We start from the raw sequence: 19,744 nt of genomic DNA on the forward strand, positions 1-19,744 counted from the left end.
TTGTTAAGGGACGATACCTCACACCATGCAAGCTCAATATCTTGTGGTCAGCACCAGTTGCCCAGATGAAGTTCAAGCAAAGCGCATTGCACGTGCCTTAGTGGAAGCGCGCATCGCCGCCTGCGTACATATTTCGGCGCCGATCCGCTCCATTTATGCATGGGAAGGAAAAATCTGTGAGGAGCAAGAAATTAGCTTACACATTAAATGTTTACAAAGCCGCTATGCCGAGTTAGAACAGCTTGTGCTTCAACTCCACCCTTATCAAGTGCCTGAAATTATTGCCGTACCCGTGACTCACGGGCTACCAGCCTACTTAGATTGGATAAAAGATAACACTCAGCCATGAAAAAACTACTTAGCCTTGTTTTCACCGCGTTACTGCTCTTTACGCCTCTCACCCTAAGTGGCAACGCCTTCGCCAATAGCTTTGGTTTTCTAAAAAGCGAACCCGAGTTAATGCCTGTCGACCAAGCCTTTGCCTTCGATTTTAAGCAAGAAGGTAATAAGGTCACCCTCAATTGGGTCATTGCCGACGGCTACTATATGTATCGGGATAAACTCAAATTTAGCGTCAATGGCGCCGAACTTGGCACCATCGACCTGCCAAAGGGTAAGCCCCACAACGACGAATATTTCGGTGAGCAAGAGGTTTACTACACCTATATCGATATTCCCGTTGGCCTGAAACAAGCCGATGATAACGGCACCTTAACCGTGACCTTTATGGGCTGCGCCGAGGGTAAACTCTGTTATCCACCGACCAAGCGGGACGTGACCCTAAAGGCTGTCGCGGCCAATGATGGGGATATTGCAACGGGCGCAGACAGCAACGAAACGACTGAACCTGCCGCCTCTGCTGACGCCAAGCAAACTAGCAGCGCCCCAAGCCAACCTATTACTCAGCAGGACAGCCTAAGCCAGATGCTGTCTAACGACAGTTTACTCTGGACCTTAGTGATCTTCTTCGGCCTAGGGATTGGTCTGGCGCTCACGCCTTGCGTCTTCCCGATGTACCCTATCCTATCGGGCATTATTGTTGGCCAAGGGCAAAAACTCTCGACCGCCAAGGCCTTCACCCTGTCGATGGCCTATGTGCAAGGTATGGCAATCACCTACTCGATTTTAGGTCTAGTGGTTGCCTCTGCGGGGATGAAATACCAAGCGGCGCTACAGCATCCCGCTGTGCTGATCTTTTTAGCTATCCTGTTCTTTGTACTCAGTTTATCCATGTTTGGCTTGTACGATCTCAAACTGCCTTCTAGTTGGCAGGAGAAGATGAACTCGATTTCCAACAATCAAAAGGGCGGAAATTTAGTTGGCGTGTTTTTGATGGGGGTGATCTCGGGATTAGTGGCCTCACCTTGCACAACGGCCCCGCTCTCAGGCGCCTTAGTCTATGTGGCACAAACCGGCGATTTATTGCAAGGTTTCCTCGCGCTCTACGTGCTGAGCATGGGTATGGGTGTGCCGCTACTCATCATTGGTACCTCGGGTGGTAAGTTACTGCCACGCGCTGGCGCTTGGATGAACATCATTAAAACTGTGTTCGGTTTCCTCCTGATTGCGGTATCAATTGTGATGCTTGGCCGCATTTGGACTGGTGTGGTTTCCGATGTGCTCTGGTCACTCTGGGGCATTAGCTTCACCGGTTACCTGATGCACCAAAACAAACTCAGCGCCTTCAACTGGAAACAAACCGTGCGCTCAGTGCTACTAACACTCACGCTGCTGGCCAGCTTCTCCTACGGTTTCCAAGCTGTCATGGGCCACTTTGGCTTTACCCACACGTCAATGGGCACAGTGGCGACAACCGAGCAGGAGCACGGCTTTAAACACATTAAATCTATTGAAGATTTAGACCGTGAAATCGCCGCCGCAACAGCGGCGGGCAAGCCTGTGATGCTGGATCTCTACGCCGATTGGTGTGTGGCCTGTAAAGAGTTTGAGGCCATCACCTTTAAGGACGCAGAAGTATTAGCACGGATGAACAAGATAGTGTTATTGCAGGCCGACGTGACTAAGAGCGATGCCATAGATGTCGCACTGCTAGAGAAATACAACGTACTAGGTTTACCCACGCTGCTGATGTTTAACGAGCAAGGTGAGCAGAGGGAAGATCTAAGAGTGACAGGCTTTATGGGACCGAAGGAATTTGCCGCCCATTTAGATCACTTAGTGAAATAATCTCAACTAAAACGCCAATTTATCACTGCGCCGTTTTAGCGTAAAACCAATAAAGAGCGGACTTTTTTCATTAAAAGTCCGCTTTTTTATCACGCTGTCATCGATTTCTTATACAATCCCTGTTTAACGTGGACTTTTTAGATTGGAGCATTATGGAACCGGCTATTCTCATCATTACACTTATCTGCGGCATGCTGGTTAGCCGCATAGGGCTGCCTCCCCTGATCGGCTACTTAGTGGCAGGCTTTGTACTCTTTGTTTTTGGTATTGAGAAAGAAAGCCTGCCGCTGCTGCAAGAACTCGCTAATCTCGGTGTCACCTTATTATTGTTTGCCATTGGTCTTAAACTCGATATTCGTAGCCTCTTTAAGGCCGAAGTCTGGGCGGGCTCGAGCATACATTTAGTGCTCTCCATGGTGCTGTTTATTCCCATCCTCAAAATCCTCGGCCTGATTGGCTTAAGCCAACTCGACGGTTTGAGCGTGGCACAGCTGTCATTAATCGCCTTTGCGCTTAGCTTCTCCAGTACGGTATTCGCGATTAAGGTATTGGAAGATAAAGGCGATGTGCAGTCCCTCTATGGCCGTGTCGCCATTGGTATCCTGATTATGCAGGATATTTTTGCCGTCGTATTTTTAACTATTTCTAAGGGCGCTATCCCGTCTGTCTGGGCGCTGGCATTATTGCTGTTGCCTCTAGCAAAACCGCTGATTTACAAAGCCTTCGACCGTGTTGGTCACGGCGAACTCTTAGTGCTATTTGGATTAGTGATGGCGCTGGTTGTCGGCGCTTGGTTGTTTGAATCCGTCGGCCTCAAACCGGATCTCGGCGCACTGATCATCGGGATTTTACTCGCGGGGCATAAAAAGGCTTCTGAGCTGGCTAAATCCTTGTTCTACTTTAAAGAACTCTTCCTTGTCGCCTTCTTCTTAACCATTGGCCTCAACGGCTTACCCACGGTATCCGATGTGGTACTCGCGGCCTTATTAGTGCTGTTAGTGCCGTTAAAAATCCTGTTATTCGTCTACTTACTGACACGATTCAAGCTGCGTTCACGCACCTCTATGCTGGCCTCATTCAACTTAGGTAACTTCTCTGAGTTCGGCCTTATCGTGGCCGCCGTTGCCACCAGCAAAGGTTGGCTACCACCACAATGGCTGGTGATAATCGCGGTCGCCTTAAGTTTCAGCTTCTTATTTGCGGCGCCACTCAACGCTACCGTGGGCAATATTTATCAACGCTTCCAACAACGTTTGATTCGACTCGAGAAGCCCCCGTTGCACCCAGAAGACAGACCGATTGCCATTGGTAATCCCCGCTTCTTGATCTTAGGTATGGGCCGCATTGGTAGCGGTGCCTACGATGAGCTGCGCGCACGTTTCGATGGTGAAATCCTCGGAATTGAACACAAGCAAGAACTGGTGGATTTACACCGTGCCAATGGCCGCAACGTAGTGCAAGGCGATGCCGCGGATACCGACTTTTGGGAGAAACTCGACAGAGCGCCAAATCTTGAGTTAGTGCTACTGGCCATGCCGCACCATGCGGGGAACCTGTTCGCCGTTGAGCAGCTTAAGAAGCTGAACTATCAAGGTAAACTCAGCGCCATCGTACAATACGGCGATGATGCCGCCTCGCTGAGAACCTCTGGCGTACACAGCGTGTATAACTTGTACGAAGCGGCGGGTGCGGGTTTTGTCGACCATGTGATCCATGAGTTATTACCCGATTCAGAAACCCGCGCAGAGGTCAATGCCGACAAGTCACCAATCAACGCTAACGCAACCTCTGGCTCGGTCTAATCTAGCCTTGAATAAAAATCATCTTATTTAGGCTGATGTTGGCTCAGGAAATCAAACCTCCTGAGCCAACTTACCTCTCCCCTTAAAATGTTAAAAACAATTAAAATCAACTAATTGCAATGATTCGCTAGACAGAACTAATCGGTTGATTGTTCTGTATCGATTTTCCCTAACGAGACTATCGTCTATACCCTACAAAATCTCAGTTACAAGGCCGAGTTAGTCATGATATAAATCGAAGACAAGAACGCAATTTAGCTCAGCTTGTTTGGAAGTCTTCTCAGCATGTCGAACCCTGCGCAGCGCGCCACTAAGTTATTTGTCCAAACCTTTGGCACTAAAGCCGATGATTTATACCAAGCCCCAGGTCGGGTTAATTTGATCGGTGAATATACGGATTACAACGACGGCTTCGTGTTGCCCGCCGCCATTAATTTTCATACTGTGATTGCCGTTAAGCGCCGAGAGGACAATAAGTTTCGCGCCGTTGCCGACGCCTTTCCGGGGCAAATCAAGGAATGGAGTTTCGGTAAAGACACCGAAATCAATCCCGAAGATGGTTGGGTCAATTATCTCAAAGGCCTAACTGTGGCCATGGCCAACACTGGGCTTATCGCCAAAGGGTTAGACTTAGCGGTTGTCGGCGATGTGCCATTAGCCGCAGGTCTGTCTTCCTCCGGCGCCTTAGTCGTCGCCTTTGGCACCGCCATCAGCGACAGCAGTCAACTGCATTTATCTCCTATGGCAGTAGCACAACTCGCACAGCGCGGTGAATATCGTTATGTCTCATCGGCTTGCAGCATTATGGACCATATGATCTGCGCCATGGGCGAACCGGATCATGCCTTGCTCATCGATTGTCTGGATCTGGATAGCGAGCCTATTGCGATCCCTGAAAACCTCAGCCTTATCATTATCGATGCCCATATCGAGAAACAACGTCTGGCGGCGATAAATCAACAACGCCGTGAAGAATGCGTACAGGCTGCCGACTTTTTTGGTCTCGATGCCCTGCGCCACCTCGACCTGCGCCAGCTCGAAAGTGCTAAAGATCAATTGGATGACACCCTGTATCGCCGCGCCAAACACGTCGTCACCGAAAACAAACGCACTCAGAGTGCAGCTCGGGCGCTAGAGCAAAATAATCTATCTAAATTCAGTTTGTTAATGGCACAGTCCCATCAATCTCTGCGGGATGATTTTGAGGTGACACTGCCCGAATTTGACACTTTGGTGGACATAGTCGGCCAAGTGATTGGAGAGCGTGGTGGCATTCGCATGACCGACGGTTGTGTTGTCGCCTTAGTGGATCACGAACTCACCGATGCCGTGGTCTCGGCGGTAGAGCATGCATTTTATGAGCAGACCGGAATCGATGCCACTGTGTATCTCTGCTCGGCAAGTGCTGGCGCGGGGCGCATCGACAGCTAGTCCGTCAATCACGCTCAATCCATTCTCCCAGACAAATACCATACGAATTCAACCTTGAATCCTATGGCATTTGTTGTTTTTAAGAGGCAAAATCAAACGGTTAAATCACATTAGAGGGAAGCTAAATGGTGCGTTTCAGTGTACTAGATCCTTGGACCGATCCCCGCGGCGGTGAAATCGAACGTGTGCGGATAGACAATGGCATCATCGCCTTAGAAGTGCTCAGCTTAGGTGGCATTATTCGCTCACTTTGGACGCCCGATAAACAGGGGCAACGCGCCAATATCGTGCTTGGCTGCGACAGTGCCGAAGATTATCTAACCCAAAACGCCCACCTTGGCGCTATTGCAGGGCGCTTTGCCAACCGTATTGCGATGGGCAAGATGCAATATCAAGGGCAAGAGTACCAACTGGATATCAATCAGGCCAGCAACTGCTTGCACGGTGGCCGCGAAGGTTTTAATCGAAAAAACTGGCACTTAGGTCAACTTCCCGACGGTGTGCGTTTATCGTTAGTCAGCCCAGATGGTGACATGGGTTTCCCAGGCAATTGCACTGTCCAGTTAGACTATCGCCTCGCAGCCAATAATCTGTATGTGGAAATCCTCGCCTCGGTGGATAAACCTTGCCCCGTCAGTCTGACGCAGCATTCCTACTTCAACCTCGATGGCCTGCCGAATAATCATCAACATCGGATGCAAATTGATGCTACGCGCTACCTCACCATGAATGAGGTGGGCGTGCCTACGGGAATTGCCGAGGTCAAAAACAGTATTTTCGATTTAACTCAGGGCATTACTCTTGGGGATAAACTTCAAGATCCGACGCTGGCCAGCACCCAAGGTTATGATCATTGTTATTTCTTGGACAATCCCGATGGCGCGCTGCGCCGCTTTGGCTGCCTATCGAGTCCCGTCAGTGGTCGCGCCATGACGGTCTTTACCAATCAGCCCGGTGTGCAGCTCTACTGCGCGAACTTTTTAGCGGGAACCCTAGGGCGAAACCAACAAAGTTTGAACGCCTATCAGGGCGTGTGTATTGAGCCGCAAAAATTGCCTGACTCGCCTAATCAACCCCAACTGGGTGATGACGCTTGGTTAGTACCGGGGAAAATCTACCATCATATCAGCCGTTATCAATTTGATATTGAAGGCTAAAATGAATGCGTTTGGGGATAAGTTTTTCGAATAAAGGAAGGAAAAGCTGGTAAGGAATAAAGTGATTTATTCCTTACCCTAACCAAATTTGCCCTAGGCAAACTCAGTATTAATCGTCGAAATCATCGCCGCCCCAATCTTCATCAAAATCGGCGCCAATGGCATCGGTTTCAATTTCAGGCTCAACTTCAGCCTTAGCTTTACGAACAGGGCCTGAATCTTTGACATTGTTCAGGTCGATACGAGCTTGATGCTTGCCCATAAATTGAGCTCGAGCTGCTTTCCATGCGCCGCTAAACTTAGCTTCAGCCGCTTTTACCGCTGCATCATCTAAGTCATGTAGGTTCACTTTTACGATGTCTTCTACATACTCAACAATAGCATCACGTTCGGTATTGTAGAGGTAGATTCGTCCAGGGGAAGCCTCTGGCAGCTGGTTGTCATGGACGACAATCGCGGTGCCCTTCGATGTTCTCAGCTCACCATACCAAACCTGTTTCTTTGCTGTGTTATACATATATGCCAATACCCTTAAATCAACACATACACTATGAGTTTTTTAGTCTGAATAAGCGAAGCGTCGCTTGCTTTGATCCACGAATCGCGCCGGAAAGTCTCTGACGTTTTCAACTGGGTATTTTTACAGAATATTTCCGATAATCAATGCCTCATACCATGAAATTTTCACTTATTACGCATTAATTTCGGCCAAAGTCTCTAAAAAATTTTGTCATTAACGACTTTAGTCTAAAAAAACATCACAGCAAGTTTTAATTCGGCAGCCCGCCTCCATCAAAGGATTGAGGCGAGTGCGTTTACACAGATGTAGCTAGGTAGGATCACAAGGTTAATACGACTTTGCCCCTATGTTCTCCCGACTGCATCAGCGCATGGGCCTTGGCCGCCTCGGCCAGTGGAAAGGTGGCACAGATATGCGGCACGATTTGCTGACTATCGAGCAAAGGCCAAACCTGCTCACGTAATTGCTTGGCGATTTCGGCTTTTGCCGCAACGCTCTGCGGTCTTAAGGTCGATCCCGTCCACACAATACGTTTGGCCATCAACTGCAGAATGTTCACCTCAGCCTTACCGCTACGTTGGGTCGACACTGACACCATGCGGCCATCTAGCGCTAATGCTTGAAGATTCAAGTTGATAAAGTCGCCACCAGCAATATCAAACACCACATTGACACCCTTGCCTTGAGTAAAGGCCATGACTTCTTCCACGAAGTTCTGGGTGTTGTAGTTCACCACTAAATGGGCGCCTAATCCGGCGCAATAGTCGCGCTTGGCATCCTGCCCCGTGGTCGCAATCACGGTCGCACCAAGATGCTTAGCGAGGGAAATCGCCGTGCTGCCAATGCCACCCGAGCCACCGTGGATCAACACGGTTTCACCCGCCTTGAGTCCCGCGCGCATAAAGAGGTTGCCCCACACAGTGAAAAAGGTTTCGGGCAGCGCCGCCGCTTGCACCTCAGAAAAGCCCTGTGGAATAGGTAAACAATGCTCAGCATAGGTTAAGGTGTACTCGCCGTAGCCACCGCCGGGCACTAAAGCACAAACCTTATCTCCTAACTGCCATTGAGTCACGCCGTCGCCCAAGGCGCAGATCTCCCCCGCGACTTCCAGCCCAATAATCGGCGATGCCCCAGGTGGTGGTGGATACATTCCCATCCTTTGTTTGATATCGGGTCCATTCACCCCGGCTGCGCGGTTACGAATCAAGACTTGGCCAGCACTCGGTACGGGCAATGGCGAGCGTGTCAGCTGCATCACCTCAGGCTCGCCAGGCTGCTCAAGATAAATATGCGTGTAATCATGGGGTAATTCGGACATAACGTGCTCCTAGGAGAATACAGAGTACTGCCGCTAACAAGGCGGTCTTCACTGCTGGTTAGCAGCCATTTCAGGCATAGTTGGATATGGGGATAAATCGATAATCATAGCCACGATAGGGCTAGACTATCCCAAGTTCAAACACTAAAACTGGCATGACTCTCAAAGCTTTTCAAGCGCTTGTACTCTTGCCTTGGCCTTAGCTTCGTAATCATTCGTAAAGGATTTAGCCAGTTCAATGCTGTGCTGATAGAGCGCAAGGGCGCGCTCTGGCTCAACGCCGCCACCTTCGCCCGTATCGAGTAGGCTCGCAAGCTGAAAATAGGCACGCCCCAACACATCCCGCTGCATGCCTTGTTTATCGCCCTGCGAAACCACTTTTTCGAGCCAGATGCGCGCTTGATGCGCATCACGCGTGTCGGGTTTTAACAGAATATCCGCATATTCAGCGACAACATAGAGGTCGCGCTCGGCGGCAATCTGCCAAAACTCTTGGCTTTGTTCAAAATCCTCGAGCAAATAATAGTAATCACTGGCGGCGCTATGGGCTAAGGCTGGATCAGCCTGCACACTCATACGATAGTGAGTTAACGCTGCCGTTGCATCATGGTAGGGCGACCAAGGCAATGCTTGGTACAGCGCCATCATACTCATGGCCTCGGGAACACCTTGATTAACCAGCTGATTTAACTGTTGCCAAGCGCTGTCTTGGACGCTTTTCGCCTCGGCCGTATTCTGTTTGCCTTGCAGTATGGTCTCAAATGGCTGACGAATAAGTTCCAACTTGGCCTCGACATCCCCAAGCCTTGCCGCGCGTTGTAGCCAATAACGGCTCTGCTCAACCTCGCCCACATAGGCTGCCTGTGATTGCATCCACTGAATAGCAATCAAGTCATCGCCCTCGGCCGCCTCTCGGTAGTATTTGCGTGCTTTTTCTTCATCCTTCGCCAGCGCATGACCAGCCCAATAGATGTGTGCTAACAATCGCTTATCTTCGGCCTTGCGGCTCTCACTTAAGGTATTGAGCATAGATTCAGGCTTACCATAGGCATATAGATGAACGTCCCCGCGCGGATAATGATACTCAGTGCCATCGGGATAATGAACCGAGATATGCTCAGGCTGACGCCACACATTCACTTGATAATCTGGCAGAATTTCAGGATTAAACTGCACCCGCAGCACTGGTTGTTTATCGAATCGCACCATTTGTGTCGCCGCGCTTGACCATAAACGGCTGCTCGATTGCAGATTACTCTTAAGCTTTACCTCAAAGGGGCTGTCGGTCTTGGGGCTGTAAATCACCACAGGGTAATACACGGGATTGAGGCTAAGCGGCAACGGCGCAACCAGATTGGTATCTTCTTCGCTGCCAGCAAGCACGGGCTCGATAGTCAGCTCCTGACTCAAATAAAAGCCATCATGGGGCGAGGCTTTGGTCGCAGGTTCGCTTGATGTTAATAGCGGTGACGTATGTAAATAGTCATCTTTTAATGACTTAATCTTTTGCCAGATGGGATGACTTGGCTGCAGGGTAAGGTCGAGGACTAAATCCTCCAATTGCCAATCGCAATCTCCGCCCCCTTGTAGGGCTAACGTCAGATTGAAAGGTTTGGCATTATCGGTCGTATCCAGGGTCTGTCGCAAAACCGAACTCTTATTCAGCGTGGCGCGATAGGGGTTGGCAATATCACCATTTGGGAAACGGATTTCTTTGCGGGTACACACAGAGGAAGTGTAATAACCTACTAATTCGAGCTGGGTGTGGGCGGGTAAGGTTCCCGTAAACTCGAAGCGTTGCGCAGTCTTTGGCGGCTTAGTTTGGTCAACGGGTAACTCCTGTAGCCACAGGTTATCCCACCAGCCCGCCCAAGCTGGCGCAGAGTTCATTAGGCTTAAACTCAAGATGAGGCTCAGGGTAAGGCCCTGCCCGAGCACTGCTACTTTAGGAATCAACCTCATAATGCCAGCTCTCCATTGCTGATGAGATACCATCGCCCTTGCTTTAATGTCTCTACATCGGTTTTCACCAATGGAACCACCCTTGTTGTTTTAGGCATAATGCCAGTGTGAGCTTAGCTCAGTGCCGCTAATGACTTGGCCGCCTCACTAAAACGTGGGCGACTGGCGAAGTCGGCCTGCATACATTGCTCTTTTAGCTGCAGCAGCTGTGCGTGCAGCACCTCGTCCTCAAAACGATTAGCGAAGGGCAACAAATCATCAATCAAACAGCCCAGAGCCCGCACCTCTATGGCCTCCATCGCCTCTCGCTCTGATTGGGATAGCTTGGCCAAGTTTGAAGCGGCACCAAAGTCACCGAACAATAGCGCCATCTGCCGATTAATCATCATATTGTGCGCATACACATCCCCATGGCTGATTTGCTGGGCGTGCATATGCGCGAGAGTCTCGGCCAACTGCAAGGCTATCTTAACTATGCCCTTAAGGCTGAATTCGGTGCCCGCCTTAAAGGTATCGCGGGTGCAGGTTTCGAGTGAGGGCGGTAAACCTAAGTTAGAAAAACCTTGGGGGATTAACGCCATCACTAGCCCTAGCTGATCCTTCTGACTGATATGCGCTAAGACCTTGATGAGATTTGGATGCTCGCCCGTGGTTAAACAACAATCCAACTCATCGGCAGGGTAACCATCACTGGTCACCTCGCCCTTAAATAATTTCACCGCAATCTGCTCAGTCCCCGTGGCGGCAACCATCGCAGAATTTAACCAACGCCCCTGATAAATAATACCCGAGGCGCCCTCACCCAATTTGTCACCGAGGGCGATATCCGCTAATGACACATTGGGTACACTGGCCACATCGGCATGGGGGTCGACTAGCGAATGGCTAAAGGGATTGCCCGCAAACGCCAGCCAAGTGAGTTTAGGCAGCTTAAGCAACCAACTCGGCAGCGCGGCTAAAGCATTTGCCGATAAACGCACTAGCTCTAGGTTATGGCATTGGGCCATGGATGCTGGCAGCGAGGTTAACCGATTGCCCGCTAAGGCTAATTTTTGCAGGCGATACAACTGCCCCATACGTTCGGGCAAGGCGGTTATTTGGTTATCCGTTAAGATCAACCAGCGGGTATGCAAGGGCAATGACGCCTCAGGAACCGAACGAATTTGATTCGCCTTAAAGCCAATCATCTCCAGTTTGGGGCACTGACCTAACACTTCGGGCAGCACTTCAAAGCGGTTATTGGAAGCAAATAAAATCTTCAACTGAGTTAAGCGATGTAAATCGTCGGGCAGTGAACTGAGCTGGTTATTGGATAAGTCGAGGATCTCAAGGGTATCGGCTAAATCGAAGATCTCCCGCGGAAACTCGGTTAAATTTTCAACCAACTGTAAACGGGTAACCCCTTGTAATTGTCCCGCTTTTAACTGCGCTAACGTCTGCACACTCTCATCCACTGCAATAAAAAACCGCCGCTATCTTAGCGTATTTAGCGCTAAAGCTAAACGTAACTAACGCGGTCAAATTTTAAGCAAAGCTATTCACAAATGCGAAAACAGATTAGCATGTGCCAAATCATGGAATACCAAGTCATTACAGATTACAGGACAATCATGCGGAAAACCTTTCGCCAACCCCATGCCTTAGCTGCGCTCGTGGTCGCCATCTTGATGGGCCAGCTAAGCGGCTGCGCAACCACGTCGGCGCAAACGTCGCCTACGGAATACGCTGCAACCATGCCAGACGCCCAGGGCAATAGTGAAGAAACAGCACAACCTCAGCATGTTGAAACGGAAGTTATCGACGAGCGTTACGCCGATGTGTGGGAAAAAATCCAACACGCCCGCACCATTGATGTACATGACGATGCCGAAGTCCGCAAACAGCGTAACTTTTTCGATGATAAGCAAAAGTTTATGACTCAGGTGACCCAGCGCGCCGAGCCATTTTTATACTATATTGTCAGCCAACTCGAAGCCCGCAATATGCCGCTCGAACTGGCACTCCTGCCGATTGTTGAGAGTGGTTATAACCCGCTCGCTCAGGCAAATGGCCCCGCCGGGCTCTGGCAAATGATCCCTGCGACGGGACGTAATTTTGGCCTAACCATCAACTCGGCCTACGATGGCCGTAAAGATGCACTGGCCTCGACCGATGCCGTGCTCGACTATTTACAGCACTTGCACGACACCTTAGGTAACGACTGGATCAACGCCGTTGCGGGTTATAACAGTGGCGAGCTAGTGATCAAAGCCGCTATCGATAGAAACAAAGCGAAAGGCAGACCCACGGATTTCTGGTCGCTGAATATTCCGGCTCGCCAAGTGCAAACCGTGCCTAAATGGCTCGCCTTTATTCAAATTATCCGCGCACCTAGCCATTACAATCTCAAGGTGATGCCGATTGCCAACCGCCCATTTTTAGAGCGTTTACCTGCTCCTAACGGCGTTGAACTCAGTCAAATCGCCAATGCTGCGGGACTCACTAAGGCGGAGTTTAAAACCTATAACCCTGGTTATCGCCAAAGCGTGATCCCAAGTAAGGGCAAATACCAAATCGCCCTGCCGATTGAAAACATCGGCCAATATCAAGAGAATCAGCACCAGCTGTCCGCGCAAAAACATTACGACAGCCAAAGTTATATTGTGAAATCCGGCGATAGCCTAGGCACAATTGCTGCGAAATTTGATATCTCAGTCAAAGAGTTAAAGCAGGCAAACAACCTCAGCTCCGATAGAATTAAAATCGGCCAAGAGTTAACCCTGTTAACGCCGATGACAAGCGAAGATAACGCCTCGAGCGAGACGCCAAAACAGAGCAAAGCTCAAACAACATCTCAATCGGCTAAGGCTAAAACCAGCAGTAAAACCGCTGACAAGCCCGCCGCGAAAGCCAGCACATACAAGGTAAAGTCCGGTGACTCGTTAGATAAAATCGCGCGCAAAAACAAAGTGAAGCTCGCGGATTTAATGAAGTGGAACCAGCTCAATGCCAAGAGCATTATTAAGCCAGGCCAAGAGCTAAAACTGTCGGAATAAAGACGGTCAAGACGAAAAAGCACTACCTAGGTAGTGCTTTTTTATTGCCCAATCTATTTAGCGATTAAAGCTTAACGAGGTTATAGCCAAAGCTGGTTGAAGCGTCCTTATTCAGCACCATAGTGACATTATCTTCGTTATTAAAATCCATCATCTCTGATGCATAAACCACTGTCTTAGTGCCATTTTCTACCGCAATCACCTTGATAGAATACTCACCTTTTGGCACCACTAACGACTGCGGCGCCGTAGGGTTAACCGCACTGATCTTATAGGCAGCGGTTTCAATGGTGTCGTTCGCCTTTAAGAAGTACAGCGTAAGGTTACTCTTGTCCGCAAAACTGACGATATCAAACTTGAAGCTGTAGGGACTCGGCGTTTGCGTTTGCTTCATCTCCATCGCCTTCACTTGGCTACCTTCTTCGGTGGCTTGTTCGTAGATGAAGATGGTTTTGATCTCGTCCTGATTAAGGGTAATCAGCACATTATCGAGCAGTTTAGCTTGGCTAGTATGGTCAAACACGCTCACTCCAAAATCATTAAACTCAGCGCCTTGATAAGCCGTCACGCCAAAGGGAGCCACATTGCTAAATAGGGCTTCTTGCTTGTTGCTCACGACTTTGACATCGACATTATGTTCAGCCAAGCCATTGAATACCCTAAAATCGACACTGCTTTCGAGGGCAACGTGGTTACGCACATTGGTGGTCGAATCCACACTATCTAAGCTGATTTTGGCATCCGAAGCGCCAAAACTTTCCCGTAAAATCAACTTATAGGGCACCTTAGTCTTAAAGTTAATGCTTGCCGTGGTGTAGCTCACGTTGGTCGTTCCCGCAGGGGCGAGGTAAACCTTGTAATCCCCAGTGTCCAAAATCTGCGGTGTCGAAACTTCACCGTAAGCGACACTGCCTAGCATCACAGCATCGGCAAAGCTTTGATCGGCTTTGGCAATATAGGCATCGTAGGCGGGCGCATCCATCGCCGTATGGGCGATCAATAATTGCATTTTGCTCTTGTCCGCTTCGGCATTTTGCTTATCTAACTCAGTGCGGGAGTAATTGATATTCAGCAGCGATGGCGAGGCAAAATCCCCATGTAAGACGAAGAAGTGGTCAGTTGCGGTTTTTAAATCGATATCCTCTTTATAGAGCGAGATATCTTTGTTCGACGCATCTTTACCCATTACCTCGACGGCACTCACACCGGGTGTCGACGTGAACCTTGGCATGGCATCGGCGTAATTCACACTCTCGTAGGTTTTATCGCCAATCTTCAGTGCAGTTGCCGTGCTCCCCACAGAGGCATTGTAAAATTGCACATAGGTATCGGTCTTCGAGGTATCCTCGTCTTTGTTGTTATCGGAGCCACCACAAGCGGTCACGCCCAAACAGGCGAAGGTTAAAACCGCGAATCCTTTTAGTTTATTGTTGAGCATCGTATCCCTCATTAGCAGACAAAAAATTCAGTTCAGTCTACGCAGTTATACAATGACAACAACGGCAATTGCCACTTAAAACTCAAACAAATATTTCACAAACTCAAACACTTAACAAACATTTCAGCAACAAGGCCAAAGTTGATACAAATCACATTTTTAGCAGGATTTTTTGATACAAATTGCCCCTATCGCCACTGCAGCTCACCTCCATCGCATCGGCTGGCGAGAGTCGCATTTAGGCGAAAATTCCCAAAAGAAGTTGTCCTACACCTCGCATTGATCATCGACATGTTAATTACACAAATCGATATTGCAGATGCTAAAACCGACTCAATAAAAAAGCCCCCGTGATACTGAGATGACGGGGGCTGATTAGTTTAAGAAGCGACTTAGATTCGATAACCACAAGATGCCGCAGTTTAGCGCCTAAAAGTCTTTAGGCTTTATGGCGCCAAACCTTGGCTCATTACTGCGCCGTAGCGGGTGCAGGTAAGGTTTCGATGGTTAAACGCTTATCATCCTTGAGATATTTCAGCGCCAACTGGCTTAGCTCCGCAGGCGTAATTTGTTGCACCAGCGCCAATCGTTGATTAAAGGCGCTAAAACGCTCCGGTTGGCTTTGAGCGGTTGAGGCTAAATCGAGCCAAAAGTTATTGCTTTGCGGCGCCATCTGCATCCACTCCAACACAGGTTGGCGGGCGCGATTGAGTAAATCTTCACTGATCCCCGCTGGCGCTTGGACTTGCTTCACCGCGGCAGCGTAATACTGAGCCACCTCAGGCAACATGCTCTTAGTTGTGACGCTAAATAAGCCAAGATAGCCATAACCCGTTGGATTTAAATCATTATATGAGAATGCCGAAGGAGAATAACTCGCGCCGGCTTTTTCACGCACATTTTCGGTGAGTAGGATGTTTAGTACCTGCTCGAGCAAACCCAAACCCACCTGCTCACGGGGATTACTCATATCCGTGGTCGGCCACACCTGCGCCAGCGCCGCCATATCGACCTGACCATAATGCATCAGGCTCATGTGTGCGGGCACTTTGGGAAACACGGGCACAATCGTCTGCCCCTTAGGGATAGGCTGACGGGCAATGGCCCCTAAGGTTTGCGCCACTTCGGCAATCGCTTTGTCTTCATTCACATCACCCACAATTGCCAGTTCAATCGCCCCCTGCTGAACGGCAGAATGGAAGCTAGGCGCGAGCTCAGCAAACTGACGCTTGAGGATTTCCTCTGGATTACCATAGCCATAGCGTTTATCACCATTATGGGCAATACGGGCAAACTGGTTCGAAAACTCCAGTTGCGGATTGCTATGAATACTCTGTTGCTCGGCAATCACTTGCTCACGGAATAACTGCTCTGCTTGCTTATCCATACCGGGATCGACTAAGTATGCCGTCAGCACGCCTAATTGAGTGCGAAGCTCGGCAGCATTGCTGCTGATCTCGCCACCAAAACTCTGCTCACGCAGACTCAAACTCACCGAGATATCTTGGCCAGCAAAAATATCGCGCATGCTGTCCCAGTCATGTAAGCCTAAGCCGCCCTGCACAAAGGCGCTGTTAAACAGATAGGACAAGCCGTCTAACTCGGGGAATGGCACCTCGCCAAAGCCGATGTTTAAGCTCACTAACGCCACGCCCTGATTAAAATCCGTTGGCTTGATATTAAGGCGTACACCATTGGCAAACTGTATCTTACGGATCCCAGTTATGGCATCACGCTGATCGGCAACGATCTGCCCCGGCTCACCAAATTGACTATAAGCAAACTCGGCAATGGCTTTGGTTTCAGGCGCTTTTACCGCTTGCTTTTGGCTCGCGTTGTAGGCGGCTAATAGCTGTTTTTCAACATCATCTATGGGCTTATTACTGGTTAAATACAAATAAGGCGTGCCATTCCAAGTCTGTTTAAACAACTGCTGCAGTTTTTGCGGCGTGATACTCGGCATCAGTGTCTCAAACAATGCCAATTGCCACTCAGGCTCGACGGGCACCCGCTTGCTCGCTACGGCATTCACTAGGCTTTCGGCAATGTTCACGCTGTGAATAGTGTTGCTACCAGCGGCATTGAGCTGATACCCCTTATGCATTCGTTTAAGTTGTTGGTCGATTTCCTGTTGGCTAAAGCCAAATTCAAGCACCTGACGCAGGGTTTGCTCCAATAGCGCAATACCCTGTTGCCAGTTGTTTTCCTGCGTGCCCAGCGTCATTTGAGTGCCGTAGGCAATATCATACTCGGGACCAATTTGCAGATTAACGCCGTACAGGCCTTGACTGTGGAGTAATTGCGATTCTAGGCGGCGGTATAAAATGCCATGGGCAAGCTCTAATAAAATCTCCTGCTCACGCTGGGCAATGGTATCGGCTTTAGACTGTTGAGGCTTTAACAGCCCTAGAGAAACCGAGGTTTGCAGACTTGGATCGAAGAAGGCGCTCGCCTCCACCTTAGACTTGGTTTGCACCACACCGATAGATTGCACCTTTACCCCTGCGGCCTGCGGCGCAGCTTGCCAGTCGGTAAATTGCTGTTTGATCTTTTGCTCGATACGGCCGACATCAATATCGCCCACCACAATTAAGGTGGTGCGGGACGGCGTGTAAAAACGTTGATAGAGGGATAATAACTTTTCACGGTTCGCATTTTTAATGCTCGTCGCCTCCCCCACGGGGAAGCGCTGCGACAGCACTGTTTGCGGCATTAAAAAGGCTAACTGGTGGCGATAGTTTTCTAAATCGGCGCTGCTACGCTCACGCAGTTCAGACAAGACCACCGCCTTTTCACGCTCGATAAGCGCGGGATCAAGCAGCAGATTACCAGCGATTTCGCGCATTAAAAACAAAGCGGTATCGACTTTATCTTGGCTATTGCTCGGTAAATTAAACTGATAAACCGTCTGCTGAAATTCAGTCACCGCATTGGTATCGGCCCCAAAACTTAAACCTAAACGCTGTAGTGTCGGGATCATCTCCCCCGCCGCGAGCCCGGTAGAGCCATTAAATGCCATATGCTCTAAAAAATGCACCAGACCTTGCTCGGCATCCGTTTCCATCACAGATCCCACATCGACCCGCATACGGACGATAACGGCCTGTTCGGGAGTTTTATTGTTCACTAACAGGTAGTGCAACCCATTAGTCAGGGTGCCTGTGTGCACCCGTTGACTTAAGGGTAAATCGGCCGACTCTGGCCACAAAGGCGCTTCAACCGCTCTTAAGGGCAAGGCCACGCTGATAAATAGCAGCCATAGCCACAGGTGTTTAAACTGGATTCGCTTGAAATGATTCATAAAAATTCATTTTCTCCCCCAAATTGGGTTCATTAACCGGAGAAAATGCTAACCTCAGTACTGATAAATTGACTTTTTACTATAGCCGCTAAAAGGCTTTAAGTCACAAAATCAATACCTTACACCGTACCAAAAGCAATTATCACCTTGATATTTAGCACAATATCTTTAGAAATTATTTCACCAAAATCTCGAACCAAATGCCTAGTCCAGCGGCACACACTCTACGCCCCGAAGCGGCTGACACAGATCGCGAATAGTTTGATTCACTATGATATAAGCCAGTTTTTCCTGTAGCGAAAATATCGACGCTCCCCCCACCTTGCTGGCATCAATCACTAAAGTCTGGATTTGGAGTGACTGACATTCACCATAGCGGCGATAACTGACTTGCGAGCGATTCATATCGATACAGGCGAAACGTTTAAGCACCTTCATCGCATAAAATTGATGATTGATATCTCCGCTGTTATCACGAATTTCAGCAGGGATAAATTGGACTTCTTTGTCGCTAACTGCACGAAATTACTCGACAAATAATGAGCTGACAAGGGGAAGGCCTATGGTGGGCAAAATGTCGTACTGGGTAATCGCCTCATCAAGCACGCCCACCTCATAGTAAAGGGGCGTTACACCATTCAAAGGCTTAGTAAAGCTATCAATATAGGGCTGCTCATTCTGCTCCGAATACACAAAATAAACATCCCTGTGATAGAAAGCATCCAACTCAAAAAATGGTTCCATCTCTACATCCTGTAAATGGTTTGAAAGCAACTCAACGTTTTGCTATCGATGGAAAAATTGCAATTAAAACAAAGCCCCGTAAACGGGGCCTTGTGTTTGAATCTTAGCACTATGCTAGATAATCAAGCTTAGAACGGGATATCGTCGTCCCAACCATCATCCAAATCTGGGGTAAAGTTTTGTTGTGGCTGTGGCGCTGGACGTTGTGCAGGTGCCGCTGGAGCTTGATATGCTGGTGCAGCAGGCTTAGGCGCATAACCACCTTGCTGTGGCTGAGCATGGGATTGCTGTTGCTGGCCATAGCTTTGCTGAGCAGGCTGCTGATTGTAGCCAGATTGTGGCTGCTGTGCAGGTGCTTGGTAACTTTGCTGTGCTGGCGCGTATTGGTTTTGCGCTGGCGCTGTTTGAGCCGGTGCCGCTTGGTAACCCGCGTTTTGTTGCATGCCACCCATAGGTGCACCTTGGCCTTGACCTTGACTTTGGCCTTGATTGCGACCACCTAACATTTGCATGCTACCGCTTTGGTCGATAACCACTTCAGTGCTGTAACGATCTTGACCACTTTGGTCTTTCCACTTACGCGTCTGCAGTTTACCTTCGAGGTAAACCTGTGAACCTTTACGCAGGTACTCACCCGTAATTTCAGCCAACTTGCCAAACAGAACCACACGGTGCCATTCAGTACGCTCTTGCTGTTGACCTTGTTGGTCTTTCCACGATTCGCTGGTCGCTACTGTGATGTTAGCGACTGCGTTACCGTTTGGCATGTAACGTACTTCTGGATCTTGTCCCAAATTGCCAACCAAAATTACCTTGTTAACACCACGACTGGCCATTGAAATCTCCTGC

The 19,744-nt window shown here is 49.2% G+C and carries 14 protein-coding genes and 1 pseudogene; 6 read left to right on the top strand and 9 right to left on the bottom strand.

Going from position 1 to position 19,744, the window contains the following annotated elements; translation table 11 throughout:
* Positions 1-25: 25 nt before the first annotated feature.
* The 5 genes from cutA to L2713_RS04600 all read left to right on the top strand — a co-directional run bounded on the left by cutA (position 26) and on the right by L2713_RS04600 (position 6,577).
* Positions 26-349 carry a divalent-cation tolerance protein CutA gene (gene cutA, locus L2713_RS04580; protein WP_088210103.1) on the top strand — a complete coding sequence of 108 codons (324 nt, stop codon included), beginning with the start codon at positions 26-28 and terminating at the stop codon, positions 347-349.
* Entirely contained in the window at positions 346-2,187 is a 1,842-nt protein-coding gene (locus L2713_RS04585) for a protein-disulfide reductase DsbD (protein WP_248967096.1), read from the top strand. The genes cutA and L2713_RS04585 overlap by 4 nt, the downstream gene beginning before the upstream one ends.
* A gap of 152 nt (positions 2,188-2,339) precedes the next feature.
* Positions 2,340-3,989, top strand: a complete 1,650-nt coding sequence (locus L2713_RS04590) for a cation:proton antiporter family protein (protein ID WP_248967097.1) — start codon at positions 2,340-2,342, stop codon at positions 3,987-3,989.
* A gap of 285 nt (positions 3,990-4,274) precedes the next feature.
* Positions 4,275-5,420: a galactokinase gene (gene galK, locus L2713_RS04595; protein ID WP_248967098.1), complete on the top strand. Its 1,146-nt coding sequence runs from the start codon at positions 4,275-4,277 to the stop codon at positions 5,418-5,420.
* Positions 5,421-5,545: 125 nt separating this feature from the next.
* Positions 5,546-6,577, top strand: coding sequence for an aldose epimerase family protein (locus tag L2713_RS04600; protein WP_248967099.1), 1,032 nt, complete (start codon positions 5,546-5,548; stop codon positions 6,575-6,577).
* 109 nt (positions 6,578-6,686) lie between these two features.
* Here the strand turns inward: L2713_RS04600 and L2713_RS04605 are convergent, their stop codons facing one another.
* The 4 genes from L2713_RS04605 to L2713_RS04620 form a co-directional block, all read right to left on the bottom strand.
* Positions 6,687-7,094 (bottom strand): hypothetical protein, encoded by a 408-nt coding sequence (locus L2713_RS04605; RefSeq protein WP_248967100.1) that lies wholly within the window; start codon positions 7,092-7,094, stop codon positions 6,687-6,689.
* Positions 7,095-7,416: 322 nt separating this feature from the next.
* A complete protein-coding gene (locus L2713_RS04610) occupies positions 7,417-8,415 on the bottom strand; it encodes an NAD(P)H-quinone oxidoreductase (RefSeq protein WP_109287674.1) in 999 nt (332 codons plus the stop codon).
* 162 nt (positions 8,416-8,577) lie between these two features.
* Entirely contained in the window at positions 8,578-10,377 is a 1,800-nt protein-coding gene (locus tag L2713_RS04615; RefSeq protein ID WP_248967101.1) for a tetratricopeptide repeat protein, read from the bottom strand.
* A gap of 113 nt (positions 10,378-10,490) precedes the next feature.
* Positions 10,491-11,819, bottom strand: coding sequence for a leucine-rich repeat-containing protein kinase family protein (locus L2713_RS04620; RefSeq protein ID WP_248967102.1), 1,329 nt, complete (start codon positions 11,817-11,819; stop codon positions 10,491-10,493).
* A gap of 168 nt (positions 11,820-11,987) precedes the next feature.
* Between L2713_RS04620 and L2713_RS04625 the strand changes: the two genes are divergently transcribed.
* Positions 11,988-13,412 carry a LysM peptidoglycan-binding domain-containing protein gene (locus L2713_RS04625; RefSeq protein WP_248967103.1) on the top strand — a complete coding sequence of 475 codons (1,425 nt, stop codon included), beginning with the start codon at positions 11,988-11,990 and terminating at the stop codon, positions 13,410-13,412.
* Positions 13,413-13,476: 64 nt separating this feature from the next.
* On the opposite strand, the gene L2713_RS04630 is transcribed toward L2713_RS04625, so the two are convergent.
* The 5 genes and pseudogenes from L2713_RS04630 to ssb form a co-directional block, all read right to left on the bottom strand.
* Positions 13,477-14,850, bottom strand: coding sequence for a DUF4397 domain-containing protein (locus tag L2713_RS04630; RefSeq protein WP_126511959.1), 1,374 nt, complete (start codon positions 14,848-14,850; stop codon positions 13,477-13,479).
* A gap of 469 nt (positions 14,851-15,319) precedes the next feature.
* Positions 15,320-18,151 carry a M16 family metallopeptidase gene (locus tag L2713_RS04635; RefSeq protein WP_248967104.1) on the bottom strand — a complete coding sequence of 944 codons (2,832 nt, stop codon included), beginning with the start codon at positions 18,149-18,151 and terminating at the stop codon, positions 15,320-15,322.
* A 204-nt stretch (positions 18,152-18,355) separates the two neighbouring features.
* Positions 18,356-18,661 (bottom strand): annotated as a pseudogene (locus tag L2713_RS04640) (imm11 family protein); the annotation flags it as partial.
* Between the two features lie 15 nt (positions 18,662-18,676).
* Entirely contained in the window at positions 18,677-18,895 is a 219-nt protein-coding gene (locus tag L2713_RS04645; RefSeq protein WP_248967106.1) for a hypothetical protein, read from the bottom strand.
* A gap of 128 nt (positions 18,896-19,023) precedes the next feature.
* Positions 19,024-19,731 (bottom strand): single-stranded DNA-binding protein, encoded by a 708-nt coding sequence (gene ssb, locus L2713_RS04650; RefSeq protein ID WP_126511989.1) that lies wholly within the window; start codon positions 19,729-19,731, stop codon positions 19,024-19,026.
* Positions 19,732-19,744 lie beyond the last annotated feature (13 nt).

This window comes from Shewanella seohaensis (genome assembly GCF_023283775.1).
GTDB classification, from domain to species: Bacteria; Pseudomonadota; Gammaproteobacteria; order Enterobacterales; family Shewanellaceae; genus Shewanella; species Shewanella seohaensis.